Annotated in this window: 28 protein-coding genes, 1 tRNA gene and 1 pseudogene; 20 read left to right on the forward strand and 10 right to left on the reverse strand. The window is 54.0% G+C overall.

The features are described 5' to 3' along the window. Window positions 1-16: 16 nt before the first annotated feature. A complete protein-coding gene (gene ecnB, locus GYRE_RS02400) occupies window positions 17-163 on the reverse strand; it encodes a lipoprotein toxin entericidin B (RefSeq protein ID WP_006816772.1) in 147 nt (48 codons plus the stop codon). Window positions 164-307: 144 nt separating this feature from the next. After that, a complete protein-coding gene (gene efp / locus GYRE_RS02405) occupies window positions 308-874 on the reverse strand; it encodes an elongation factor P (protein ID WP_006816771.1) in 567 nt (188 codons plus the stop codon). Between the two features lie 40 nt (window positions 875-914). Between efp and epmB the strand changes: the two genes are divergently transcribed. Both epmB and yjeJ read left to right on the forward strand, forming a co-directional pair. Next, complete coding sequence (gene epmB, locus GYRE_RS02410) at window positions 915-1943, forward strand: EF-P beta-lysylation protein EpmB (protein WP_038252700.1); 1029 nt, start codon at window positions 915-917, stop codon at window positions 1941-1943. Window positions 1944-2126: 183 nt separating this feature from the next. After that, on the forward strand, window positions 2127-2984 hold the full coding sequence (gene yjeJ, locus GYRE_RS02415; RefSeq protein ID WP_038252703.1) for a YjeJ family protein: 858 nt from the start codon (window positions 2127-2129) through the stop codon (window positions 2982-2984). A gap of 54 nt (window positions 2985-3038) precedes the next feature. Here yjeJ and GYRE_RS02420 read toward each other — a convergent pair whose 3' ends face one another. From GYRE_RS02420 to GYRE_RS02435, 4 genes are all read right to left on the reverse strand, one after another. After that, window positions 3039-3392 carry a DUF4156 domain-containing protein gene (locus tag GYRE_RS02420; protein WP_006816767.1) on the reverse strand — a complete coding sequence of 118 codons (354 nt, stop codon included), beginning with the start codon at window positions 3390-3392 and terminating at the stop codon, window positions 3039-3041. Between the two features lie 131 nt (window positions 3393-3523). Further along, complete coding sequence (groL, locus tag GYRE_RS02425) at window positions 3524-5170, reverse strand: chaperonin GroEL (protein ID WP_006816766.1); 1647 nt, start codon at window positions 5168-5170, stop codon at window positions 3524-3526. A 40-nt stretch (window positions 5171-5210) separates the two neighbouring features. After that, on the reverse strand, window positions 5211-5504 hold the full coding sequence (locus tag GYRE_RS02430) for a co-chaperone GroES (protein WP_003855929.1): 294 nt from the start codon (window positions 5502-5504) through the stop codon (window positions 5211-5213). A 149-nt stretch (window positions 5505-5653) separates the two neighbouring features. After that, the gene (locus GYRE_RS02435) at window positions 5654-6124 is read right to left on the reverse strand and encodes an FxsA family protein (RefSeq protein ID WP_038252708.1); all 471 of its coding nucleotides are present in this window, start codon (window positions 6122-6124) and stop codon (window positions 5654-5656) included. 336 nt (window positions 6125-6460) lie between these two features. Here GYRE_RS02435 and aspA point away from each other — a divergent pair, with 336 nt between their 5' ends. The 6 genes from aspA to GYRE_RS02465 all read left to right on the forward strand — a co-directional run bounded on the left by aspA (window position 6461) and on the right by GYRE_RS02465 (window position 12277). After that, window positions 6461-7897, forward strand: coding sequence for an aspartate ammonia-lyase (gene aspA, locus GYRE_RS02440; protein ID WP_038252869.1), 1437 nt, complete (start codon window positions 6461-6463; stop codon window positions 7895-7897). Between the two features lie 119 nt (window positions 7898-8016). Then, window positions 8017-9318: an anaerobic C4-dicarboxylate transporter gene (locus GYRE_RS02445; RefSeq protein WP_006816762.1), complete on the forward strand. Its 1302-nt coding sequence runs from the start codon at window positions 8017-8019 to the stop codon at window positions 9316-9318. Between the two features lie 126 nt (window positions 9319-9444). Next, complete coding sequence (gene cutA / locus GYRE_RS02450) at window positions 9445-9774, forward strand: divalent cation tolerance protein CutA (protein WP_006816761.1); 330 nt, start codon at window positions 9445-9447, stop codon at window positions 9772-9774. Beyond that, a complete protein-coding gene (locus GYRE_RS02455) occupies window positions 9750-11474 on the forward strand; it encodes a protein-disulfide reductase DsbD (RefSeq protein WP_038252712.1) in 1725 nt (574 codons plus the stop codon). Before cutA ends, GYRE_RS02455 begins: the two co-directional genes overlap by 25 nt. A gap of 37 nt (window positions 11475-11511) precedes the next feature. After that, window positions 11512-12087, forward strand: coding sequence for a transcriptional regulator (locus tag GYRE_RS02460; RefSeq protein WP_038252715.1), 576 nt, complete (start codon window positions 11512-11514; stop codon window positions 12085-12087). 114 nt (window positions 12088-12201) lie between these two features. After that, window positions 12202-12277, forward strand: a tRNA-Phe gene (locus GYRE_RS02465). A 96-nt stretch (window positions 12278-12373) separates the two neighbouring features. Here GYRE_RS02465 and GYRE_RS23375 read toward each other — a convergent pair. Further along, window positions 12374-12688: pseudogene (locus GYRE_RS23375) on the reverse strand (GNAT family N-acetyltransferase); the annotation flags it as partial. A gap of 214 nt (window positions 12689-12902) precedes the next feature. Here GYRE_RS23375 and GYRE_RS02470 point away from each other — a divergent pair. Further along, window positions 12903-13484, forward strand: coding sequence for a nuclear transport factor 2 family protein (locus tag GYRE_RS02470; RefSeq protein WP_038252717.1), 582 nt, complete (start codon window positions 12903-12905; stop codon window positions 13482-13484). A 13-nt stretch (window positions 13485-13497) separates the two neighbouring features. Here the strand turns inward: GYRE_RS02470 and yiaJ are convergent, their stop codons facing one another. Beyond that, window positions 13498-14313: an IclR family transcriptional regulator YiaJ gene (yiaJ, locus tag GYRE_RS02475; protein ID WP_038252719.1), complete on the reverse strand. Its 816-nt coding sequence runs from the start codon at window positions 14311-14313 to the stop codon at window positions 13498-13500. Between the two features lie 217 nt (window positions 14314-14530). On the opposite strand from yiaJ, the gene yiaK reads away from it, so the two are divergent. From yiaK to araD, 8 genes are read left to right on the forward strand one after another with little or no spacing between them, the layout of a single operon-like run. Further along, complete coding sequence (gene yiaK / locus GYRE_RS02480) at window positions 14531-15529, forward strand: 3-dehydro-L-gulonate 2-dehydrogenase (RefSeq protein WP_038252722.1); 999 nt, start codon at window positions 14531-14533, stop codon at window positions 15527-15529. 11 nt (window positions 15530-15540) lie between these two features. Beyond that, on the forward strand, window positions 15541-16005 hold the full coding sequence (locus GYRE_RS02485; protein ID WP_038252724.1) for a YhcH/YjgK/YiaL family protein: 465 nt from the start codon (window positions 15541-15543) through the stop codon (window positions 16003-16005). Between the two features lie 24 nt (window positions 16006-16029). Next, window positions 16030-16962, forward strand: coding sequence for a DUF4862 family protein (locus GYRE_RS02490; RefSeq protein ID WP_038252727.1), 933 nt, complete (start codon window positions 16030-16032; stop codon window positions 16960-16962). A 45-nt stretch (window positions 16963-17007) separates the two neighbouring features. Further along, on the forward strand, window positions 17008-18333 hold the full coding sequence (locus GYRE_RS02495; RefSeq protein ID WP_038252730.1) for an MFS transporter: 1326 nt from the start codon (window positions 17008-17010) through the stop codon (window positions 18331-18333). A 10-nt stretch (window positions 18334-18343) separates the two neighbouring features. Continuing rightward, a complete protein-coding gene (locus GYRE_RS02500; protein ID WP_038252732.1) occupies window positions 18344-19849 on the forward strand; it encodes an FGGY-family carbohydrate kinase in 1506 nt (501 codons plus the stop codon). After that, a complete protein-coding gene (gene ulaD, locus GYRE_RS02505) occupies window positions 19846-20508 on the forward strand; it encodes a 3-keto-L-gulonate-6-phosphate decarboxylase UlaD (protein WP_038252734.1) in 663 nt (220 codons plus the stop codon). The genes GYRE_RS02500 and ulaD overlap by 4 nt, the downstream gene beginning before the upstream one ends. Beyond that, a complete protein-coding gene (locus GYRE_RS02510) occupies window positions 20501-21361 on the forward strand; it encodes an L-ribulose-5-phosphate 3-epimerase (protein WP_038252736.1) in 861 nt (286 codons plus the stop codon). The genes ulaD and GYRE_RS02510 overlap by 8 nt, the downstream gene beginning before the upstream one ends. Then, a complete protein-coding gene (gene araD, locus GYRE_RS02515; RefSeq protein ID WP_038252738.1) occupies window positions 21355-22050 on the forward strand; it encodes an L-ribulose-5-phosphate 4-epimerase in 696 nt (231 codons plus the stop codon). The genes GYRE_RS02510 and araD overlap by 7 nt, the downstream gene beginning before the upstream one ends. A gap of 44 nt (window positions 22051-22094) precedes the next feature. Here araD and GYRE_RS02520 read toward each other — a convergent pair whose 3' ends face one another. Beyond that, window positions 22095-22667 (reverse strand): GNAT family N-acetyltransferase, encoded by a 573-nt coding sequence (locus GYRE_RS02520; RefSeq protein WP_051860905.1) that lies wholly within the window; start codon window positions 22665-22667, stop codon window positions 22095-22097. Between the two features lie 128 nt (window positions 22668-22795). Here GYRE_RS02520 and cbpA point away from each other — a divergent pair, with 128 nt between their 5' ends. The 3 genes from cbpA to GYRE_RS02535 all read left to right on the forward strand — a co-directional run bounded on the left by cbpA (window position 22796) and on the right by GYRE_RS02535 (window position 25074). Then, on the forward strand, window positions 22796-23734 hold the full coding sequence (gene cbpA / locus GYRE_RS02525; protein WP_038252740.1) for a curved DNA-binding protein: 939 nt from the start codon (window positions 22796-22798) through the stop codon (window positions 23732-23734). Further along, window positions 23731-24036, forward strand: coding sequence for a chaperone modulator CbpM (gene cbpM, locus GYRE_RS02530; RefSeq protein WP_006816753.1), 306 nt, complete (start codon window positions 23731-23733; stop codon window positions 24034-24036). Before cbpA ends, cbpM begins: the two co-directional genes overlap by 4 nt. 81 nt (window positions 24037-24117) lie before the next feature. Next, complete coding sequence (locus tag GYRE_RS02535; RefSeq protein ID WP_038252743.1) at window positions 24118-25074, forward strand: nickel/cobalt transporter; 957 nt, start codon at window positions 24118-24120, stop codon at window positions 25072-25074. Here GYRE_RS02535 and GYRE_RS02540 read toward each other — a convergent pair. Further along, window positions 25053-25835, reverse strand: a complete 783-nt coding sequence (locus tag GYRE_RS02540) for an AraC family transcriptional regulator (RefSeq protein WP_038252745.1) — start codon at window positions 25833-25835, stop codon at window positions 25053-25055. The two genes, GYRE_RS02535 and GYRE_RS02540, sit on opposite strands and share 22 nt — an antisense overlap. Window positions 25836-25840 lie beyond the last annotated feature (5 nt).

Here is a 25840-nt window from a genome sequence, read left to right on the forward strand (position 1 = left end):
ACCGTCGATGTCGCAATTACTGCTGCGCTTTTGTTGCTGCACCAGAAATTACGCTACCACCTTCAGAAATATCCTGACCGACACCACGAGTGGTATTACACGCTGTCAGCACTGAAGAAAGCACCAGTACAGAAAAGATCGCCGCAATTGTTTTCTTAATCATACTATCTTCCTTATTTTGCCAGTGATATTTGTGTATAGCTTTTTAAGCATAGACAAAATCCGGGAAGGAAGTGGGAAAGGCGGGATTTTTAAGAACAGGCGCAGCAGGACTGCCGCGCCTGGTAAGCATCACATAAAGCGGGGATTACTTCACGCGAGAAACGTATTCACCAGAGCGGGTGTCAACTTTGATGACTTCACCGATCTGTACGAACAGCGGAACTTTAACCACAGCACCGGTGCTCAGGGTCGCTGGTTTACCGCCAGTACCTGCGGTATCACCTTTCAGGCCTGGGTCGGTTTCAACGATTTCCAGCTCAACGAAGTTCGGCGGAGTCACGGAGATAGGCTGACCGTTCCACAGGGTCACGATGCACTCAGCCTGATCCAGCAGCCATTTCGCGTTATCACCAACGGCTTTCTCATCAGCAGCCAGCTGCTCGAAAGTTTCGTTGTTCATGAAGTGGTAGAATTCGCCGTCGTTGTACAGGAAGGTCAGGTTCATATCTACAACGTCTGCGCCTTCAGCGGAGTCGGTAGACTTGAAGGTTTTCTCGACGCGAGTACCGGTCAGCAGGCGACGCAGCTTAACGCGTGCGAATGCCTGGCCTTTACCAGGTTTAACGAATTCACTGGCTTCAACCGCGTACGGTTCGCCGTCCATCATGATTTTAAGACCAGCACGAAAATCGTTGCTATAGTAAGTCGCCATAAGGCCCTCTGAAATTGTAAAATGGTAGCTAAGCCACAAAATGGCGCATATTGTAACCCTAAATACCCCATCCAGAGAAGATTGGTTAGTGCAACTTGCCGATGTTCTCACCGATCCGGATGAACTATTGCGTCTTCTGAATATAGACGCTGATGAAAATTTGCTCGCTGGCCGGGAGGCAAAACGCCTTTTCCCGCTGCGCGTTCCGCGTGCGTTTGTCGCACGAATGGAAAAAGGCAATCCCAACGATCCTCTTTTACGTCAGGTGCTTACCTCGCAAGAAGAGTTCATCGCCGCCCCCGGATTCTCGACAGACCCGCTGGAAGAACAGCACAGCGTGGTGCCAGGATTGCTGCACAAATACCGCAACCGCGCTCTGCTGCTGGTCAAAGGCGGATGTGCGGTAAATTGTCGTTATTGCTTCCGCCGTCACTTTCCGTACAGCGAAAACCAGGGCAATAAACGCAACTGGCAAAGCGCGATGGAGTACGTTCGTGCTCATCCGGAGCTTGATGAGATCATTTTTTCCGGTGGCGACCCGCTGATGGCGAAAGACCATGAGCTGGACTGGCTGATAAGCGAGCTGGAATCCATCGAACACGTTAAACGTTTACGTATCCACTCGCGTCTGCCCATTGTCATTCCGGCGCGCATCACGGATACGCTGGCGTCGCGTTTTGCCCGTTCAAGGCTGCAGATCCTGCTGGTTAATCATATCAACCACGCCAATGAGATTGACGAGGACTTCCGCAACGCGATGCAGCGTTTGCGGCAGGCTGACGTGACGCTGCTGAACCAGAGCGTGCTGCTGCGCGGAGTGAACGATAACGCGCAGACCCTCGCCGACCTCAGTAATGCCTTATTTGATGCCGGCGTAATGCCCTATTACCTGCACGTGCTGGATAAAGTCCAGGGTGCGGCGCATTTCCTTGTGTCCGACGATGAGGCCCGCACCATTGTCCGGGAATTGCTGACGCTGATTTCCGGTTATCTGGTTCCGAGACTGGCGCGAGAAATTGGCGGCGAGCCGAGCAAGACACCGCTGGATCTTATGCTTCGCCAGCAATAACAAGTAAACAAATTAAAAGGCATTAATATATTCATGGCTAAGATAAATATCTTAGCCATAATTTTATTTGGCATTAATACATGATGTGTTATTTTACCAATCCGTTATTCATTACCAATTTATAATCTCACTCTATATATAACACCTACATTATTTAATAAAGTAATGTTCAGGGAGTATTACATGTCATTATTGATAAAAGGGATCAACACCGGTGTTATTTGTCACGGTAATCATTTTCTGGCTCTTGCGCTCAAAATTAAACACCAACAGAATAAAGAGGCGTCTTTTTTCCTTCCGGCACTGGTTCTAAGAGATCTCCTCATTGCCCTGGAGTACCGCCTCTGGCAGCATGCAGCGGAGTCACCCACCGCGCAAGAACAACGCCTGCACGACAAGCGGCGTGAAGCCAAAAAACTGCGCGCTCACGTTCCTGCTATTACCGCAGAAGAGCTGAGCCACGCCGATATTCAGCGACGTGTTGCTGCTGTTACACTCGTTGCCAGCGAATCCACTCATCTGCTGTTCACCTTTACGCTGAACAATGGGCGCGTCGTTGAAATACGGGTTGAGGAGAATCAGATTGAGGTATTAATCATCGCAATGATTCAGGCGATAAATAATGCCGGAATGCACGAACTGGCGCTTCGCCTTTCTTCCTTACTGGATTTTCTGCCACTGTATGATATCGAATGTCGGTCAGCCGGTTCGCTGGAATACGACAGCTATGATCAACCCGCGTGGAAACACCGCTTATTTACCCGCTATCTCGCGCTGGTTTACCGTTACAGCGACGACGCCGGTGATATACAAACCAGCGGAGCCGTTATCAAAACCCGAAGCACGTCGGGATCTGAAGAAACCAAAGCGATTTCACGCCGGTTAATGAATTTCAGCCCACGGCTCGGGAAGCTCAAAGGACGCCCCTGTCAGGTATATATCCGGGAAATGAAAGTCACACATCAGGAGATGCTCTCACGAGAGCAATGTCTGGAAGCCGTACATCAGCTGCAGCGGCAGGTTTCGCGCAATCCGCGATAGCTTCGTTCTTCCTGCGCCCCCTGAACGAGGGCGCATGGTATCAGCAGTAGTGCATCAGTTCGGGCACTTATAGACCTGACCCACCATTTCGCTGTCGGTCGGGACAAAGCTTGAGAGCATGCCCTGCGTTGGGCTGCTGACGCCATAAATCACGTTGCCGCCCATGGCTGCCGCCTGGTTACGCAGCGCATTCGCCGCGCCACGCATGGAACCACCCTCTTCGCCATGCTGGCCAGAGAGCCAGTTACCTTGTGTACCGCTCGCAGTACCTAACAGCTGGCACTGCGCTGCGGGTTTTTCTTCTACGAAGCGAACATTCTGTCCGCCTGCGGACAGCTCGGTTGTAGAGCTGCAACCTGCCAGCAGCAATGCTGCACCGACGATCCCTGCAGAGACTTTTACGCGCATGTTATTCCTCGTTATCACTGTGCTGGACACACTTGTCCGTGTGAACGTTATACTAAAAAGATGACGAAAAGAAAAACCCCCGGACATCTCTGCCCGGGGGTTTCTTTATTTCTATGCGGTATAGCGCACGATTACATCATGCCGCCCATGCCGCCCATGCCGCCCATACCACCGGCAGCACCTAAGTCAGGAGCATCGCCTTTAGGCAGGTCGGTTACCATGCACTCGGTGGTGATCATCAGGCCAGCAACGGAAGCGGCGTACTGCAGAGCAGAACGAGTCACTTTAGTTGGGTCCAGGATACCCATGTCGATCATGTTACCGTATTCTTCAGTCGCGGCGTTGTAACCGTAGTTACCTTCGCCCGCTTTCACGTTGTTCGCCACTACAGACGGCTCTTCACCGGCGTTAGCAACGATCTGACGCAGCGGAGCTTCCATTGCGCGCAGCGCAACTTTGATACCCACGTTCTGGTCTTCGTTCTGAGCGGTCAGGCCAGCGATTTTCGCTGCAACGCGAACCAGCGCCACGCCACCACCAGCAACCACGCCTTCTTCTACTGCGGCACGGGTTGCGTGCAGCGCATCGTCAACGCGGGCTTTTTTCTCTTTCATTTCAACTTCAGTTGCTGCACCAACTTTGATAACTGCAACGCCGCCAGCCAGTTTAGCTACGCGCTCCTGCAGTTTTTCACGGTCGTAGTCAGAAGTTGCTTCTTCAATCTGCTTACGGATCTGAGCAACACGGCCCTGAATCGCCGCTTCTTCACCCACGCCATCGATGATGGTGGTGGTGTCTTTGTTAATCAGCACACGTTTCGCCTGACCCAGGTCTTCCAGAGTCGCTTTTTCCAGCTCCATACCGATCTCTTCAGAGATAACGGTACCACCGGTCAGGGTCGCGATATCCTGCAGCATCGCTTTACGACGGTCGCCGAAGCCCGGAGCTTTAACAGCTGCAACCTTCACGATACCGCGCATGGTGTTAACCACCAGCGTCGCCAGCGCTTCGCCTTCAACGTCTTCCGCGATGATAACCAGCGGTTTGCCTGCTTTCGCAACGGCTTCCAGAACTGGCAGCATTTCACGGATGTTGGAGATTTTTTTGTCAGCCAGCAGGATGAACGGGCTTTCCAGCTCAACAGCACCAGTTTCTGGCTTGTTGATGAAGTAAGGGGACAGGTAGCCACGGTCGAACTGCATACCTTCAACCACGTCCAGTTCGTCTTCCAGACCGGTACCGTCTTCAACGGTGATAACGCCTTCTTTACCAACTTTATCCATCGCTTCAGCGATCAGTTTACCTACGGTTTCGTCGGAGTTAGCGGAAATGGTACCAACCTGAGCAATGGCTTTGGAGTCAGAGCACGGTACGGACAGCGCTTTCAGTTCTTCAACAGCAGCAACGACAGCTTTGTCGATACCACGTTTCAGGTCCATCGGGTTCATGCCCGCAGCAACGGCTTTCAGGCCTTCAGCGATGATGGACTGTGCCAGTACGGTTGCGGTGGTGGTACCGTCGCCTGCAGCGTCGTTCGCTTTAGAGGCAACTTCTTTCACCATCTGCGCGCCCATGTTTTCGAACTTATCTTCCAGCTCGATTTCACGTGCTACGGAAACACCATCTTTGGTGATGGTCGGCGCACCGAAAGATTTATCCAGAACCACGTTACGGCCTTTCGGGCCCAGGGTCACTTTCACTGCGTCTGCCAGTACGTTAACGCCGCGCAGCATTTTCACACGAGCGTCGTTACCGAATTTTACGTCTTTAGCTGCCATGTTCTTGTTTCCTCAAAATTCGTACAGTTTCGTGCGTAAATTACGCTTCAACAATTGCCAGGATGTCGCTTTCGGACATGATCAACACTTCTTCATTGTCGATCTTCTCGGATTTCACGCCGTAACCGTCGTTGAAAATCACGATGTCACCAACTTTAACGTCCAGCGGCTGCACGGTTCCGTTTTCCAGGATGCGGCCCTTACCGACAGCGATGATTTCGCCACGAGTTGATTTTGCTGCCGCAGAACCGGTCAGAACGATGCCGCCAGCAGATTTGGTTTCAACTTCTTTACGTTTGACGATCACACGATCATGTAACGGACGAATACTCATTGATAGCTCTCCTTTGAGAAAGTCATTATCAGTTATGGGTGACGCCGGTCCGCATACGGTATTCCGGCTAGTGCTCTGAGAGATGGGGATGGGTTTTTCCGCCTTCAAGGGGGAGAATTAAAAAAAATTTACTCCCCGGGTATAAGGCATTAACGATCGTCTTTATGATCCAGACGATCGCGCTCGTCGTCTTTGCGCTGATACTCACCGTCAAACGTGTTCCCACCCTGGTCTGCGCCGTTGAATCCACCACCCGACATGCTGGTGAAACGCAGGTGCGGCATCAGCTTCACCGTCAGGTGATTTTGCACCGGCGGTAACAACAAAAGCAGGCCGAGGAAGTCAGTGAAGAAGCCCGGTAACAGCAGCAGGATGCCAGCGATGATGATAGACACGCTTTTGATCATCTCAGAGGCCGGGTTCTCACCCGCCGCCATTTTCTGCTGCATCAGCACAAAATTCTTGAAGCCCTGGTTACGCACCAGCGACATACCGATAATCGACGTGAAAATAACCAGCAGCAGGGTCAGCAGAACGCCCAGCACGTGCGCGACCTGGATAAAAATCGAGATCTCGACGTAAACGTATAAAAAAACAGCAATAAGTGGTATCCAGCGCACTGGCTTCTCCTTTAGGGGCAGCGGCGCTTGCGCCACTGCAGGTATAGGTTTGCGATTCGCATACCTGGAAAGTGGGGGTAAAACGCCAGTTTTCAATCAGAGGACAGAGTTATTTTTAGCAATAATCAGAAAGCGGTGACGTATTTCACAGATTAATAATTCTTATGCGAATCTGGGCTGAATAAGTGATCCAGATTACTGCAATTCGCTATCATCAGCATATGATCGTGGGCACCGGGCCGGTTAAGGAAATAATCTTCGGTCAGAAAATATGCATAACCCCAGATGTTCTGTGTATTGGGTGAAATCATTGGCAGCTTGAAAAAGAAGGTTCACATGTTAAACAACATTCGTATCGAAGAAGACTTGTTGGGTACCAGGGAAGTTCCAGCGGACGCGTACTACGGTGTCCACACTCTTAGAGCGATTGAAAACTTCTACATCAGCAACAGCAAAATCAGCGATATCCCTGAGTTTGTACGTGGCATGGTGATGGTTAAGAAAGCCGCTGCGCTGGCTAACAAGGAACTGCAAACCATTCCTAAGAGCATCGCGAACGCCATTATTGCCGCATGTGACGAAGTCCTGAACAATGGAAAATGCATGGATCAGTTCCCGGTTGACGTCTATCAGGGCGGCGCGGGCACTTCCGTGAATATGAACACCAACGAAGTACTGGCAAACATCGGCCTGGAGCTGATGGGTCATCAGAAAGGTGAATACCAATATCTGAACCCGAACGACCACGTGAACAAATGCCAGTCCACGAACGATGCCTACCCGACCGGCTTCCGTATCGCCGTTTACGCCTCCGTCGTTAAACTGGTTGATGCTATCAACCAACTGGGCGATGGCTTCCAGCGTAAAGCGGTCGAATTCCAGGACATCCTGAAAATGGGTCGTACCCAGCTGCAGGACGCGGTCCCGATGACCCTCGGTCAGGAATTCCACGCGTTTAACGTTCTGCTGAACGAAGAAACCAAAAACCTGCTGCGCACTTCCGAACTGCTGCTCGAAGTGAACCTCGGCGCGACCGCTATCGGTACACGTCTGAACACCCCGGACGGCTATCAGCAGCTGGCAGTACAGAAACTGGCGGAAGTGAGCAACCTGGCGGTCGTTCCGGCAGAAGACCTGATCGAAGCGACCTCTGACTGCGGCGCCTACGTGATGGTACACAGCGCCCTGAAACGCCTGGCGGTGAAACTGTCTAAGATCTGTAACGATCTGCGTCTGCTCTCTTCCGGTCCGCGTGCGGGTCTGAACGAAATCAACCTGCCAGAGCTGCAGGCCGGTTCTTCCATCATGCCAGCTAAAGTGAACCCGGTAGTACCAGAAGTGGTGAACCAGGTTTGCTTCAAAGTCATCGGCAACGACACTACCGTGACCATGGCTTCTGAAGCCGGTCAGCTGCAGTTGAACGTAATGGAGCCGGTGATTGGCGAAGCGATGTTTGAGTCTATCCACATCCTGACCAACGCCTGCTACAACCTGCTCGAAAAATGCATTAACGGCATTACCGCGAACAAAGAAGTTTGCGAAGGTTATGTCTACAACTCGATTGGTATCGTCACCTACCTGAACCCGTTCATCGGTCACCACAACGGCGATATCGTCGGCAAGATCTGTGCCGAAACCGGTAAGAGCGTGCGTGAAGTGGTGCTGGAGCGCGGGCTGTTAACCGAAGCAGAACTGGATGACATCTTCTCTCCACAAAACCTGATGCATCCGGCCTATAAAGCAAAACGTTATACAGATGAAAATGAACAGTAGCAGTCGTTCAGGTTAAACTGAAAAAAGGCATGCCAGCAATGGCATGCCTTTTTCACTTTTATTGGATACCAAAACACAACATTTAATTATCCAACGTTCAACAATCAAGGAAGCAGTTTATGATAATCATCGAGCTTATCATCGTATTAGCGGCGATATTTGTGGGCGCCAGGCTAGGGGGTATTGGCATCGGCTACGCCGGTGGGCTGGGGGTTTTAGTTCTGGCACTCATTGGCGTCAAACCGGGGAATATTCCCTTTGACGTGATTTCCATCATCATGGCCGTTATCGCCGCTATCTCTGCGATGCAGGTAGCAGGCGGTCTCGACTATCTCGTTAATCAAACAGAAAAACTGCTGCGCAGGAACCCGAAATACATCACCATTCTTGCGCCGATTGTGACTTACTTCCTGACGATTTTCGCAGGTACCGGGAACATCTCCCTGGCTACGCTGCCGGTTATCGCTGAAGTTGCGAAAGAACAAGGCATTAAGCCGTGCCGTCCGCTCTCAACGGCGGTGGTCTCGGCGCAGATTGCCATTACCGCCTCGCCTATCTCTGCGGCGGTGGTCTACATGTCATCCGTAATGGAAGGCCACGGTGTCAGCTACATTCATCTGCTGTCGGTCGTTATTCCGTCCACGCTGCTGGCCGTGCTGCTGATGTCCTTCCTGGTCACCATGCTGTTTAACTCAAAACTGTCTGACGATCCGGTGTACCTCAAGCGCCTGGAAGAAGGCCTGATTGAGCTGCGCGGTGAGAAGCAGATCGAAATTAAACCGCGTGCCAAACTGTCGGTACTGCTGTTCCTGCTGGGCGTGGTGTGCGTGGTCATTTATGCCATCGTCAACAGCCCGAGCCTGGGCCTGGTTGCCACCCCGCTGATGAACACCACTAACGCTATCCTCATCATCATGCTGAGCGTGGCGACGCTGACCACCATCTTCTGCGGCGTTGAACCTGACGTCATCCTCAACTCCAGTACCTTTAAAGCCGGTATGAGCGCCTGTATTTGTATTCTCGGCGTGGCGTGGCTTGGCGATACCTTCGTATCTGCCAACATCGACTGGATTAAAGAAACCGCAGGTGCCGTGATCCAGGGTCATCCGTGGCTGCTGGCGGTGATCTTCTTCTTCGCGTCTGCGCTGCTGTACTCTCAGGCGGCTACCGCGAAGGCGCTGATGCCGATGGCGCTGGCGCTGAACGTCTCTCCGCTGACCGCAGTGGCTTCTTTCGCCGCGGTATCTGGTCTGTTCATTCTGCCAACCTACCCAACGCTGGTAGCGGCGGTACAGATGGATGACACCGGTACCACTCGAATCGGCCGTTTCGTCTTTAACCACCCGTTCTTTATTCCGGGCACCATGGGCGTTGTTTTCTCCGTGTGCTTCGGTTTCCTGTTAGGCAGCGTTATGCTGTAACCACTCACAGCGGGGCGTGCAAACGCCCCGTTTGCTCAGTTTTACATCTCACCGCTAACCCGTTTCACCACCCGCTGTTATAGTATCTCCTTTCTCTTTCTGGCCATTTTTACTGATGAGGTGTCCATGTCTGACGAAAATACTCAGGTTGTTGTTGTACTTTGTACCGCTCCCGATGAAGCCAGCGCTCAGGATCTGGCCGCGAAAGTGCTCGCTGAAAAGCTTGCCGCCTGCGTCACCATCCTGCCGGGCGCGACGTCGCTCTACTACTGGGAGGGGAAGCTCGAACAGGAATATGAAGTGCAGATGATCCTCAAAACCAATATCGCGTGCCAGCAGGCGCTGCTGGACTGCCTGAAGTCACATCACCCTTATCAGACCCCAGAATTACTGGCTTTGCCTGTCACCCACGGAGATAACGATTACCTCTCATGGCTCAACGCATCATTACGCTGATTCTGCTGCTGTGCAGTACTTCCGCCTTTGCCGGACTATTTGACGCTCCCGGGCGCTCGACGTTTGTTCCGGCAGACCAGGCCTTTGCCTTCGATTTCCAGCAAAACCAGAACGATTTGACGCTGAGCTGGCACATCAAAGAGGGTTACTACCTCTACCGCCAGCAGATCAAAGTGACTCCGGCAGACGCCAGTATTGCTCCTCTGCAACTGCCAAAAGGAGAGTGGCATGAAGACGAGTTTTACGGCAAAAGCGAAATCTACCGCCAGCGCCTGAACCTGCCACTGACCGTGACTCAGGCAGCAAAAGGCGGCACGCTGACCGTGGTGTATCAGGGCTGTGCCGACGCCGGTTTCTGCTACCCACCGGAGAGCAAAACCGTTCCGCTGAGTGAAGTGACGGCAATAGCTACGGTAAATCCCTCTTTCTCCTCAGGGGAGCCCGCTGGTGCAACGCCTCCGACCGGGGTAAAGGGCGATGAGCACACCAGCCTCCCCTTCACCGCCCTGTGGGCGCTGCTGATTGGCATTGGGATCGCCTTCACCCCCTGCGTCCTGCCGATGTATCCGCTGATCTCCGGCATCGTGCTCGGCGGCAAGCAGCGTCTCTCTACTGGCCGCGCCCTGCTGCTGGCGTTTATCTACGTGCAGGGGATGGCGCTCACCTATACCGCACTTGGTCTGGTGGTTGCCGCCGCGGGGCTACAGTTCCAGGCCGCACTTCAGCACCCTTATGTGCTGATTGGCCTGTCGGTGGTGTTTATCCTGCTGGCGCTGTCGATGTTTGGCCTGTTCTCGCTGCAGCTGCCTTCATCCCTGCAGACCCGACTGACCCTGATGAGCAACCGCCGGCAGGGCGGCTCTGCGGGCGGCGTGTTTGCGATGGGTGCCATTGCCGGGCTTATCTGCTCTCCCTGCACCACCGCGCCGCTGAGCGCCATTCTGCTCTATATTGCCCAGAGTGGTAATCTGTGGCTCGGCGGCGGTACGCTATACCTGTACGCGCTGGGTATGGGCCTGCCACTTATCCTGGTCACCGTGTTTGGTAATCGCCTGCTGCCGAAGTCCGGGCCGTGGATGGCGCACGTCAAAACCGCCTTTGGCTTTGTCATTCTCGCGCTGCCGGTGTTCCTGCTGGAGCGCATTCTCGGGGATACGTGGGGGCTGCGACTGTGGTCGATGCTTGGCGTCGCCTTCTTCGCCTGGGCGTTTATCACTTCACTCAACGTCAGCCGACCCTGGATGCGGCTTCTGCAAATCATTCTGCTGGCGGCTGCGTTTATTAGCGCCCGTCCGCTGCAGGACTGGGCGTTTGGCGCGCCTCAGGCCGCGACTCAGCAGCACCTGAACTTCACCACCATCCGCACGCCAGAAGAGCTGGATAAAGCGCTTGCCAGCGCCCAGGGGAAACCGGTAATGCTCGATCTCTACGCCGACTGGTGCGTAGCCTGTAAAGAGTTCGAGAAATACACCTTCAGCGATGCAAACGTGCAACAGCAGTTAAAAAATACGCTTTTACTGCAGGCCGATGTCACCAAAAACGGGCCGCAGGATGTCGCCCTGCTGAAGCACCTGCAGGTGCTGGGGCTGCCCACCATCCTGTTCTTTAATCAGGCTGGCGAAGAACTACCGGCGCATCGGGTGACGGGTTTCATGGACGCCGGGGCATTTGCCGCGCATTTGCAGAAACTGCCGCAGTAAACAACAATTTTGAGTGGGAAATGTGGAGGAATACATCGTGCAACGTGAAGACGTACTGGGAGAAGTCCTGCAATTACTTGAGACCAAAGGAATTGCCAGCACCACGCTTGAGATGGTGGCCGAACACGTCAATTATCCTCTCGAAGAGATAACCCGTTTCTGGCCGGATAAAGAGGCGCTGCTGTACGACGCACTGCGCTTTCTCAGCCAGCAGGTAGACGTCTGGCGCCGCCAGCTGCTGCTGAACGAAGAGCTGAGCGTGGAGCAGAAGCTGATGGCGCGTTACAACGCCCTGACCGAATGCGTCAGCAACAAGCGCTACCCGGGCTGTCTGTTCATTGCTGCCTGTACGTTTTATCCGGATCCAGAGCATCCGGTGCATCAACTGGCGGACCAGCAAAAACGTGCCGCCCACGACTGCACCCATGAGCTGCTGACGCAGCTCGAAATCGACGATCCGGCGATGGTCGCAAAGCAGATGGAGCTGATTCTTGAAGGGTGTTTAAGCCGCATGCTGGTGAAACGCAGCCAGGCCGACGTAGATACCGCGCGTCGTCTGGCGGAAGATATTCTGCGTTTTGCCCAGTGCCGCCAGGGCGGCGCGCTGACCTGATCGATATGAAAATGGTGCATTGTCGGTCAAACTGCCGCAAAGTTAAGCAAACGCACCATTTTTAAGGAAATTTGGTTGACGACTGGGGCTGATTACGGTTTAATTCGCCCCGTTGCCCGGATAGCTCAGTCGGTAGAGCAGGGGATTGAAAATCCCCGTGTCCTTGGTTCGATTCCGAGTCCGGGCACCACTTATTCCAGAAAAACCAGCCTACGGGCTGGTTTTTTGCTTCCTGCTTCCCGCATCATAAAACCTTTCCCTCACCGAGAAAATCCAGAGACTCTCAACCAGGTCTTTTAACGTGACCATCAACATCATCAGATAAAGTATGCACCAGCATCCCCCGAATTCCAATGGTCTCCGCCACCTGGATAACCCGTAATCCGGCATCGCTAACCAGTACTCGCCCTATTCCCTGAGCTCGTAGCGACTGATGTACTGCGAGACGCCCCAACTCAATCACCGGGATAAGCTCTGACATATTGCGACTAAAATCCCCCGACGCATTGCTTATGGTAACGGCACTGAAGGCTAACGAGTAGTAGACGACAACTTCAGCATCGCGGTGACAGCACACAAACGTGCGGGAAGCCCCTGTGAGCGAAAGGTACTGCCAGCCGTGGCAGGCTGCAAGTGGCTTATTGCTGAAATAACAGGGCGCTACCCCAATCTGGAAACCTTCCCGCAAATCCCACTTTTTGTCATTAATAACGGCTCTGCTACCACTAATATTGATTGAGCGGTCAATCGACCACGTTGGTTTTCATTCTGTTCGCAGTGAAACCAAAACCCGTCAACGTTCTGGAGTCCATGTTATGCACAGTCGCCTTGAGGATCATCAGCAAATTAACGCGCTTATCACGGGCTGGATGCACCGCGATCTCGGGGAATGGGAACAGCTTCGCAACCTGTTTCACCCGGATGGCACTATCGAAATCACCTGGTTTGAAGGGCTTGCCAGCGATTTTGTTGATGGTTCAATGCGGATGGGAAAATCGGACCTGCGCACCAAACACCTGATCGCCACCCCGATGGTGACCTTTAATGCCAGCGCCACGAAGGCCATTGTTGAAACGAACGCGATGATTATCGCCGAGAATATAGCGCTGGATCTGGGCTGTCAGTGTCACAACCGCTTTTATGACCTGGTGGAAAAACGTGATGGCGTATGGAAGCTGTTCCACCGCCAGAGCATTTACGATATGGGTAGCTTCACCTTCCCGTGTGGGATGGTCAGCATTGACCAGGATGCAGCCGCGAAATATCCGCGTGAATACGCTGCACTGGCCTACCTGCTGGAAAAAAGCGGCTTTCCGGTACAGCGCGTATTTGCCACACGAGGCAGCCTGCTCGAACAACAGATGAAAGCGGACAGCAAACGCTGGCTGTCGGCATAACCCGCCTGACTGACTACTCCCGGACGGTAAAGCCCAGCTCATTTGAGATGGCCTGCGCGGTCTCCCGCAATGGCTTAAGCAGGTTTTTCTCGCCAATCTGCTTAAGCCGCGAAGTCGATAACGAAATAGAAATGGCATATGGCACCCGGTGATGAATATCGAAAACCGGTACTGCAATACAGGAGACACCCAACTCGTTCTCTTCACGATCCATCGCCATGCTGCTTTCGCGGATCTGCGCCAGCTCATCGTACATCGCCGGTAGCCCGGTGATGGTGTTACGGGTCAGCGGCAGGATCTTGTCCTGATGGCTTTCCCAATAAGATGCCACATAGTCCGGGTGGCCAAACGCCATATAGATTTTGCCCATGGCCGAGCAGTACAGCGGCATGTGCTGACCAATATAAGCGCGAGTACGTAGCATCCCGGTAGTGGGTTCCAGCTTATAAATCAGGATCGCGTGGTCATCTTCGCGGCTGGAGAAGTTGATAGTCTCGCCGGTGGCAATATTCAACGACTCCAGATGCGGGGCAGCAACATGAATGATATTCAGCGACGATAACGCTTTTTGACCCACAGCGATAAACTTGGTGGTCAGGCGATAGCTTCCGGCCGCCGGTGCGGGAGTGACATATCCACATGACTGCAGCCCTTGTAGTAACCGGTGAACCGTACTTTTGTTCAACCCTGCCAGTTCTGATAAATGCGCCAGCGGGCAGCCGTTGGGATAGTTACTGAGGATCTCAATCAGCATCAAACCACGGAACAGGCTCTGACTTCCTGCTGGCCTCTCTTTATCTTGCGTCACATCACTCTCTTTTGTGCCCATCGTTTTCGTTCCCCTTTTCGTCGCGCTCTGATGGTAGCGCAAAGTGTGTTTCAGTTCACGATCTGAACCAAAAAAACACAACCTTTTGATTTTGATGATTTTAAAAAATAGCGTTTGCCGTTGATCTGTCAAAATTTGATCGTTATATTTGAAATCGGATTTCGCATAGTGAAATTTAAAGATAAAAAAGCGATCAGGTTTAACAAGGAAAACCGCAATGAAAGTCACTTTTTCGCAGTTAAAAGAGTCGTTCAATCGGGTACTTCTGGCACGCGGCGTGGCAGTAGAAACCGCCGATGCCTGTGCAGAAATGTTCGCCCGCACCACCGAGTCTGGTGTCTATTCACATGGTGTAAACCGCTTCCCACGTTTCATTCAACAACTGGATAATGGCGATATCATTCCTGAGGCTAAGCCACAGCGTATTACCAGCCTCGGTGCCATTGAGCAGTGGGACGCCCAGCGCTCAATCGGCAACCTGACGGCAAAAAAGATGATGGACCGGGCCATTGAACTGGCTTCCGATCACGGCATTGGTCTGGTGGCACTGCGCAATGCCAATCACTGGATGCGCGGCGGCAGCTACGGCTGGCAGGCGGCGGAGAAAGGGTACATCGGTATCTGCTGGACCAACTCGATTGCCGTGATGCCGCCGTGGGGATCGAAAGAGTGCCGCATCGGTACCAACCCGTTGATTGTCGCTATCCCGTCGAAACCTATCACCATGGTCGATATGTCGATGTCGATGTTCTCCTACGGCATGCTGGAAGTTAACCGTCTGGCAGGCCGTGAACTCCCGGTAGACGGTGGCTTCGATGATGACGGCAACCTGACCAAAGAACCCGGCGTTATAGAGAAAAACCGTCGCATTTTACCGATGGGCTACTGGAAGGGTTCTGGTTTATCTATCGTGCTGGATATGATCGCCACCCTGCTTTCTGACGGCTCCTCCGTTGCCGAAGTCACTCAGGAAAACAGCGATGAATACGGCGTGTCGCAAATTTTCATCGCTATTGAGGTAGATAAACTTATCGATGGCGCCACCCGCGACGCCAAACTACAGCGAATTATGGATTTCGTGACCACCGCCGAACGTGCCGATGAAAATGTTGCGATGCGCCTGCCAGGCCATGAATTTACCCGGCTGCTGGAAGAGAACCGCCGCAACGGTATCACCGTTGATGACAGCGTCTGGGCCAAAATTCAGGCACTGTAAGGAGCGAGACCATGATCTTTGGACATATCGCGCAACCGAATCCGTGCCGTTTTCCGGCAGCCATTGAGCAGGCGCTTAATTTCCTGCGCACAACGGATTTCCGGAAACTGGAGCCGGGCGTTATCGAAATCGACGGTAAAAGCATCTTTGCCCAGGTTATTGATTTAACCACCCGTGAAGCCGCCGGCAATCGCCCGGAGGTCCATCGTCGCTATCTGGATATTCAGTTTCTGGCTTCGGGCGAAGAAAAAATAGGTGTCGCTATTGATACCGGCAATAACCAAATTAGCGAATCATTACTGGCGCAACGCGACATTATTTTTTATCACGACTGCGAACATGAATCTTTCTTTGAAATGATACCGGGAAGCTACGCCATATTTTTCCCACAGGATGTCCATCGCCCAGGATGTAATAAAACCGTCTCCACGCCAATCAGGAAAATAGTCGTTAAAGTGGCAATAGACGCTTTATAAAAAGTTATCTTTCAGGAGCACAACATGAACTTAAACTCTACCGATTATATTATCGGTGCGTATCCCTGTGCACCCTCATTTCACCAAAAGAGTGAAGAGGAAGAGAAGGAATTCTGGCGACAACTCTCCGACACTCCAAATATTCGAGGGCTGGAGCAACCTTGCCTTGAGCATCTTCATCCCTTCGGCGACGAGTGGCTACTGCGGCACACGCCAGAAGACTGGCAAATCGTCGTCACGGCCATTATGGAGACCATGCGCCGTCGTGGCGAAAATCACGGTTTTGGGTTGGCCTCCAGCGATGAAGAACAGCGTCAGGCCTGTGTCGAATACCATCGCCGCCTTTACCAAAAGATAAATAAACTCAATGCGACAACGCCGGGGAAAGTGATGGCGCTTGAGTTACATGCCGCTCCGCTGGCAGGCAACCCGAACACCTCTCAGGCCACTGAGGCGTTTGCTCGTTCAATAAAAGAGATAAGCCATTGGGACTGGTCCTGCGATCTGATGCTGGAACATTGTGACGCGATGAATGGCCCCGCCCCTCGCAAAGGTTTTTTGCCTTTAGAAAACGTGCTGGAGGTCATTGCCGATACTAACATCAACGTTTGTATTAACTGGGCACGTTCAGCGATTGAAGGACAGAGCACCACCCTGCCGCTTGCCCATGCGCAGCGGGTTAAACAGGCAGGAAAACTCGGCGCGCTCATGTTCTCCGGTACCACGGAGCACGGGGAATATGGCGAATGGCAGGATTTACACGCCCCGTTTGCGCCGTTCTGCACGCAAAGCCTGATGACAACCGAGCAGGTCTGCGAACTCTTCAACTGCGCTGGAACTAACCTCCTGCACTTTGCCGGTATTAAATTGCTGGAAATAAATCCTAATGCAGATGTCAGCCATCGTGTCGCAATATTGCGCGATGGGATCTCGGCGTTAAATAAAGCCGCACTATAAAAATAACTTTCATCGCTATAACAAAAACTCTACGAGAAAATTAAGATGAATATAACCTCTAGCCCTACACTAAAAAACATCCCTCAGCAGCGTTGGTTAAGAATCATTCCGCCAATATTAATTACCTGTATCATATCTTATATGGACCGGGTAAATATTGCATTTGCCATGCCTGGCGGGATGGATACTGAATTAGGTATTTCCGCTACCATGGCAGGACTCGCTGGCGGCATTTTCTTTATCGGCTATCTATTTTTACAGGTTCCCGGTGGCAAGATTGCCGTTCATGGCAGTGGCAAGAAATTTATCGGCTGGTCGCTTGTTGCCTGGGCGGTGATTTCCGTCCTTACCGGTCTTATCACCAATCAATATCAGTTGCTGGTTCTGCGCTTTTTACTCGGCGTTGCCGAAGGCGGCATGCTGCCGGTTGTACTCACGATGATCAGCAACTGGTTCCCTGATGCTGAACGCGGTCGAGCCAATGCGATTGTGATCATGTTCGTCCCCATCGCCGGGATAATCACAGCCCCCCTATCGGGCTGGATAATCACCATTCTCGACTGGCGCTGGCTGTTCATTATTGAAGGCCTGCTCTCGGTCGTAGTGCTGTTACTGTGGGCCTATACCGTCTATGACCGCCCGCAGGAAGCGCGCTGGATATCGCAGGCCGAGAAAAACTATCTGGTGACCACCCTTGCCGCCGAGCAAAAAGCCATTGCTGGAACAGAAATCAAAAACGCCTCTCTCAGTGCGGTGCTCTCCGACAAAACCATGTGGCAGCTTATCGCCCTGAACTTTTTTTATCAGACCGGGATTTACGGTTACACCCTGTGGCTACCCACCATTCTGAAAGAACTGACCCATAGCACGATGGGTCAGGTCGGGGTGCTCGCCATTCTGCCTTACGTCGGCGCGATAGCCGGTATGTTCCTGTTCTCTTCCCTCTCCGACCGCACAGGAAAACGCAAACTCTTCGTCTGTCTGCCGCTGATTGGTTTTGCGCTGTGCATGTTCTTGTCGGTGGTTTTGAAAAACCAAATCTGGCTGTCCTATGCCGCGCTGGTTGGTTGCGGCTTCTTCCTGCAATCGGCAGCTGGCGTGTTCTGGACCATCCCGGCACGTCTGTTCAGCGCTGAGATGGCCGGCGGGGCGCGTGGGGTAATTAACGCGCTGGGTAACCTTGGCGGTTTCTGTGGCCCTTACGCGGTTGGCATACTGATAACGCTATACAGCAAAGATGCGGGAGTTTACTGCCTGGCTATCTCCCTTGCACTCGCGGCACTGATGGCGCTGCTGCTGCCAGCGAAATGCGATTCCGGATCCACGCCGCTGAAAACGCTGGATCCACGTAAAACCATCCGGCAGAGCTGAGATATTAACGATGAGTGATAAAGAGACTTTCTGGCTGGGTATCGATTGTGGTGGTACTTACCTGAAAGCCGGGCTGTATGACGCCAATGGCCGTGAGCACGGCATTAACCGGCAATCGTTGCAAACAACATCACCGTTACCGGGATACGCCGAACGCGATATGCATCAGCTGTGGCAACAGTGCGCAGCCACAATAGCCGGGCTGTTGCAGCATGCTGGCGTTAGCGGCGAGCAAATCCAGGGCGTCGGCATCTCCGCTCAGGGAAAAGGACTTTTTCTTCTCGATAAGCAGGAGCAGCCACTGGGCAATGCCATTCTCTCCTCCGACAGACGCGCGATGGATATTGTCCAGCGCTGGCAGCAGGACGGCATTCCGGAAAAGCTCTATCCGGTTACCCGTCAGACGCTGTGGACCGGACATCCAGCCTCGCTGCTGCGCTGGATAAAGGAAAATGAGCCTCAGCGTTACGCGCAGATTGGCTGCGTCTTAATGGGCCATGACTATCTGCGCTGGTGTTTGACCGGGGTGAAAGGTTGTGAAGAAAGCAATATCTCCGAGTCTAATCTCTACAACATGACTCGCGGGCAATATGACCCACAGTTGACCCGCTGGCTTGACATCAGTGACATCGACAACGCACTGCCGCCGATAGTTGCTTCAGCCGAAATAGGGGGAGTAATCACCGCTGAGGCCGCCGCCCTGACCGGTCTGGCGGCAGGTACTCCCGTCGTCGGTGGCCTGTTTGACGTGGTCTCTACCGCACTTTGCGCCGGTATTGAAGATGAATTCACCCTCAACGCGGTGATGGGAACCTGGGCCGTGACCAGCGGTATCACACAAGGCCTGCGCGACCACGAGGCGCATCCCTACGTCTATGGCCGCTATGTGAATGACGGACAGTACATCGTTCACGAAGCCAGCCCAACGTCTTCCGGCAATCTCGAATGGTTTACCGCCCAGTGGGGAACGCTCTCTTTTGCCGAGATCAACCAGGCTGTTGCCAGTTTGCCCAAAGCCGGGAGCGAACTTTTTTTCTTACCGTTTCTGTACGGCAGCAATGCCGGTCTGGAGATGAACAGCGGTTTTTACGGGATACAGGCGCTGCACACCCGCGCGCATCTGCTTCAGGCGGTCTACGAAGGTGTCATCTTCAGCCACATGACCCATATCAACCGAATGCGTGAGCGGTTTACCCAGGCTCGTACCCTTCGCGTTACCGGTGGTCCGGCACATTCTGACGTCTGGATGCAGATGCTGGCAGACGTCAGCGGCCTGTGCATCGAATTACCCCAGGTAGAAGAAACTGGCTGCTTTGGTGCGGCGCTCGCCGCCCGCGTCGGCACCGGCGTTTACCGCAATTTCAGCGATGCCCAACGCAGCGTACAGCACCCGGTGCGCACGCTGCTGCCGGACATGACCGCACACAAACGCTACCAGCACAAATACCACCATTACCAGAATTTGATTTCAGCCCTTCAGGGCTATCACGCCCGCATTAAGGAGCATGCACTATGAGCCGTCCATTACTACAACTGGCGCTCGACCACACCAATCTTCAGGCCGCACAACATGACGTCGCCCTGCTGCAGGACCATGTCGATATCGTTGAAGCCGGTACTATCCTCTGCTTAACCGAAGGACTTAGCGCGGTAAAAGCGCTGCGCACCCAATGCCCGAATAAAATCATCGTCGCCGACTGGAAGGTCGCCGATGCCGGAGAAACCCTCGCGCAGCAAGCTTTTGCCGCCGGGGCCAACTGGATGACCATTATCTGCGCCGCACCGCTGGCGACCGTTGAGATAGGCCACACCGTTGCTCAGGCCTGTGGTGGCGAAATTCAGATGGAACTGTTCGGAAACTGGACGCTGGATGACGCTCGCGCCTGGTACCGCAGCGGTGTGCGTCAGGCAATATACCATCGTGGGCGAGATGCGCAGGCCAGCGGCCAGCAGTGGGGGGAAAGCGATCTGGCGCGCATGCGGGCACTTTCTGATATCGGACTGGCGCTGTCGATTACCGGCGGAATCACCCCGACCTCCCTGCCGCTGTTTAAAGACATCAATGTGAAGGCGTTTATCGCGGGTCGTGCGCTGACTGGTGCTGCCCACCCCACGCAGGTTGCCGCTGAATTTCATGCGCAAATCGATAGCATCTGGGGGGCACAGCATGCGTAATCATCCGCTGGGTATCTATGAAAAAGCACTGGCGAAGGATCTCAGCTGGCCCGAACGGTTGGTGCTGACAAAAAGCTGCGGTTTTGATTTTGTTGAAATGTCCGTGGATGAGACCGACGAACGCTTGTCGCGCCTTGAATGGAGCGCAACCCAACGAGCATCGCTGGTGACCGCCATGCTGGAAACCGGCGTCGCCATCCCATCGATGTGCCTGTCAGCCCATCGCCGCTTTCCTTTTGGCAGCCACGATGCGTTGGTGCGCGCGCGAGCACGAGAGATCATGACCAAAGCTATCCGCCTGGCGCGCGATCTGGGTATCCGTACTATCCAGTTGGCAGGTTACGACGTCTACTACGAAGAACACGACGAAGGGACCCAGCAGCGCTTTGCCGAAGGACTTGCATGGGCGGTAGAGCAAGCAGCAGCGGCGCAGGTGATGCTGGCAGTGGAAATCATGGATACCGCCTTTATGAACTCAATCAGTAAGTGGAAAAAGTGGGATGAGATGCTCGCCTCTCCCTGGTTCAGCGTTTATCCGGACGTGGGCAACCTCAGCGCCTGGGGAAACGATGTGACCGCGGAACTGAAGCTCGGTATCGATAAAATTGCTGCCATCCATCTGAAAGATACCCAGCCGGTGACCGAGCACAGCCCCGGCCAGTTCCGCGATGTTCCCTTTGGTGAGGGATGTGTAGATTTTGTCGGCATTTTTAAAACGCTGCATGAACTGAACTACCGCGGTGCATTTCTGATTGAGATGTGGACAGAAAAAGCCAAAGAACCGGTGCTCGAGATTATTCAGGCTCGTCGCTGGATTGAAGCACGGATGCAGGAAGGAGGATTCACATGTTAGAACAACTGAAAGCCGAGGTACTGGCGGCAAACCTGGCCCTTCCTGCCCACGGGCTCGTCACGTTTACCTGGGGTAACGTCAGCGCGATTGACGACACGAACAGGTTAATGGTGATTAAACCCTCCGGCGTCGAGTATAGCGTGATGACCGCTGACGATATGGTGGTGGTGGATATCGGCAGTGGCAAAGTCGTTGAAGGCAGTAAAAAACCCTCGTCCGATACGCCGACGCACCTGGCGCTCTATCGTCGTTATCCGCAGATCGGCGGGATCGTCCACACCCATTCCCGCCATGCAACGATCTGGTCGCAGGCTGGTCTCGATCTGCCCGCCTGGGGTACGACCCATGCCGACTATTTCTATGGCGCGATCCCATGCACCCGCCTGATGAGCACTGAGGAGATCAACGGTGAGTATGAATACCAGACTGGTGAAGTGATCATTAACACCTTTACCGAACGTGGCCTGGATCCTATGCAGATCCCGGCGGTGCTCGTACATTCACACGGCCCATTTGCCTGGGGAAAAGATGCCGCCGACGCGGTACATAACGCCGTGGTGCTTGAGGAGTGCGCTTACATGGGGCTGTTCTCACGCCAGTTGGCACCGCAGTTGCCTGACATGCAGACGGAATTACTCGATAAACACTATCTGCGCAAGCACGGTACCAACGCCTACTATGGGCAATAAAATGCTTCTCCTAGGCCGAAGTGCCCAGGCCGCAGCGAGGCGCGCTACAGTCCCTGCTCAGCCATCACTACCTGCTGCAGCTGCTGGTTGAAGGCGTCGTACTCGGCTGCGGTCAGGCGGCGAGGGAAGCTCAGCACCTCGAGCACGTGCGGCTGATATGCCGGTTTATAGCTCGGGTGCGCATGGTTCACGCCGTTGGTGACGTATCCCCTGCCCTGGTAAAACGCCAGCCGGTTGCGGGAAACCGTATCCTGCGGCGGATCGATTTCAAGGATAACCTGAGCAAACCGGGTGTTAATCTCGTCCATCGCCAGCTTGCCGATCCCCTGACCGCGCAGCGCATTATCCACGGCGAAATGTTCGATGTAGAACCATTCTCCCACCTGCCAGCCACCTAAAATCCCGGCGTTTCTCCCCTGATACGAGAGCACCCAGGCCCGAAACGTTGGCGCTGCGCGCAAAATCGTCCCTCGCCCTTCTCGCGTCCGCTGTTCGTAATCCGGAAATGCGTCGTCATAAACCTCATTAAAATAACGAACATTTTCATCATCTTCCATGCGTAACGCATGGAAGGAAATCCTTTCATCCATCGGGCTATCACCGTCATTGTCTGTCATTATCACCCCTGTTATAACAGTTGAAAGGCACATTTCACCAGGCGATCCCTGACTAATTGCCCTACCCTTAAAGGTGGTACCAGTCTGGCAACCATCCTCATTCGGTTATGAATCACTGAGATAACATCATGGAATTAAAGGATTATTACTCTATTCTAGGGGTTAAGCCGACGGACGATCTCAAGACTATCAAGACCGCTTACCGTCGCCTCGCGCGAAAATATCACCCCGATGTCAGTAAAGAACCTGACGCCGAAGCCCGTTTTAAAGATCTTGCTGAAGCCTGGGAAGTGCTGAAAGACGACGAACGTCGTGCGGAGTACGACCAAATCTGGCAGCACCGCAACGATCCGCAGTTTGCCCGTCATCAGGGTCAGGGGCATGCCCAGGGCCAACAGCAGCACCAGTACAGTCAGGAGGAGTTTGACGACATCTTCTCCTCTATCTTCGGCCAGCATGCCCGTCAGTCGCGGCAGCCGCACGCCGAACGAGGCCATGATATTGAAATTGAAGTGGCGGTGTTCCTCGAGGAGACGCTGGAAGAACACACTCGTACCCTTAGCTATAAGCTGCCGGTCTACAACGTGTTCGGTCAGGTAGAGCAGGAGATCCCGAAAACCCTCAACGTGAAAATCCCTGCTGGCGTTGGCGACGGTCAACGTATCCGCCTGAAAGGCCAGGGCACGCCGGGCGAGCACGGTGGCGCGAACGGAGACCTGTGGCTGGTTATCCATATCGCACCACATCCACTGTTCGATATCGTCGGACACAACCTCGAAATCGTAGTGCCGCTGGCACCGTGGGAAGCAGCGCTCGGCGCGAAGGTCACTGTACCTACGCTTAAAGAGAGCATCCTGCTAACCATCCCGCCAGGTAGCCAGGCGGGCCAGCGGTTACGCATTAAAGGAAAAGGACTGGTCAGTAAGAAAGTCACCGGCGATCTGTATGCAATTATCAAAATTGTGATGCCGCCAAAACCTGACGAGCAGGCCGCCGATCTCTGGCAACAGCTCGCTAAGGCGCAGTCCTCGTTTGAGCCACGTAAAGAGTGGGGGAAAACTAAATGACCAAGGTTACAGTCACCTTCACCGTCACCGAGTTTTGTGTGCATACCGGTGTGTCGGAAGAAGAACTGAATGAAATTGTGGGATTAGGCGTGATTGAGCCGTCACAGAACCAGGCCGAGCGCTGGTTGTTTGACGATCGCGCGGTGAGCATCGTCCATCGCGCCCTGCGTCTGCGCCGGGAGCTGGAGCTGGACTGGCCCGGCATCGCCGTCGCCATGACGCTGCTTGAAGAGAACGCGCAGTTGGTGAAAGAGAATCGGTTGCTGCATCAGCGGCTGGCGCGTTTTCTGACCCATTCCTGAAAGTGCGTAAATCCGCCGCTGCGGCGGATTTTCCCTGCAGGCTGAGATACACTTCAGGTATCACCTCTGCGGAGCATCGCCATGACCACGCAATCACTTTCACGCTACTGGCGTCTCTCCGGCCTTGGCCTCTTCATGCTGGTATCACTGCTGGCGGTAGCGGTAGTGCATGCTCACTGGGGGGCTTTCATTCAGTGGTGCCTCAGCACACAAATCACCCTGCACCGCTATCTGGTGATGTACCTTCTGCAGCTCAATAATCATCAATACAGCGGCGGGCTATGGCTGCTCGGCGGGGCGTTTACCTATGGCGTTCTGCACGCCGTGGGGCCGGGTCACGGCAAGTTTATTGTTACCACCTATCTCAGCACCAACCAGGAAAGCCAGCTGGCGGCGCGCGTCGTGCCTTTTTTAGGCAGTCTGATGCAGGGCGTTACCGCCATTCTGTTCGTCTTCATTCTCGCTATCGGGTTTAACCTCGCCGCAGGAGATCTCAGCGAAAGCCGCTGGTACGTTGAAAAAGTCAGCGCCCTGATGATAGGTGCATTTGGTGCGTTCGTTATCTGGCAGGCGCTGAAAACGCTGCGTCCACGCAAGCTCACCTTTAACCGGTTAACCCCCCTTCATCAGCACAGTGAGAGCTGCGGTTGCGGCGGCCATGGCGTAGGGATAGATATCGCCAAAGTCGGCTGGAAAACGCGCGTGGGGGTTATCCTCACTATCGGCGCACGCCCGTGCAGCGGGGCAATTATGATTTTGATGTTCTCAAATGCGCTGGGGATGGTGAGCTGGGGCATTGCCGCCGTGATGGTGATGGCGCTCGGTACAGCGCTCTCCATCATGGGGCTATCGCTGGCGGTTCGCTACGCCCGTAACCGTACCGTGGCGTTTTTCGGTGCCGACAACCCGCAGTATCGCTGGCTGGTCCCGCTGGTGAAAATTGCCGGTGGCGTGGTGATTATTTTGTTCGCCACCGTCCTGTTCCTGACGGTTATCCCGATCAGCGCTAACGGCGACTATATCGCTGCAGGTTGCTGAAGCACGTATTCCCGGGGCGTGGTTCCGGTCATGGTACGGAAAAACTGGATAAACGCGCTGTCGCTGGCGAACGCCAGATGGCTTGCCACGTCGGTAACACGCGCTCCTGTTGCCAACAGTTCAACGGCCTTCATCAGCCGCCACTGCTGGCGCCACTGCTGATAAGATAGCCCAGTATCCCGCAAAAATAACCGGGTAATGGTTCTCTCGCTCGCCCCTGTGCTCCCCGCCAGCACGTGCAACGGTGGCGGCAACTCATCGCCGGTGAGCGCACTGAGACGCTTATCCTGCGGGAAACGCAGCGTCATCGGCATCGCCTGTGCGTTCTCAAGCTCCGCCACGCACAGCGCCGCCAGGTGTCGCTCCGGGCTTGCCTGCCAGTCGGCGTCGAACGGCGCCGCGGCAATCCGCTCCAGCAGCTCCCGCAGCAGCGGCGTAACGTTCAGCACCTTAGCCTCTTTCGGTAGCGCCATAAACGCAGCAGGTTCAAACCAGATGGAACGGTAATCCACCGTGCTGCGCATCTCGGCGCGGTGAGAAACGCCTCCAGGGATCCACGCCACCTTCATCGGCGGCAGCAGGCACAGCATTTCCCCGTCGTGCATCGTCAGGCGGATGCATCCGGCGCGAGTAAACATCAGCTGCCCCATACGATGGCGGTGCAGCCCGGAGTCGTGATCGCCCAGTTCTGACTGCACGCCAATCACCGGCTGCTGCAGGCTATCGGGATTGAAAGTGGCTTCTGCATTCAACCATGCCATATTTT

Source organism: Yokenella regensburgei ATCC 49455, assembly GCF_000735455.1.
In the GTDB taxonomy this organism is placed as follows: Bacteria; Pseudomonadota; Gammaproteobacteria; order Enterobacterales; family Enterobacteriaceae; genus Yokenella; species Yokenella regensburgei.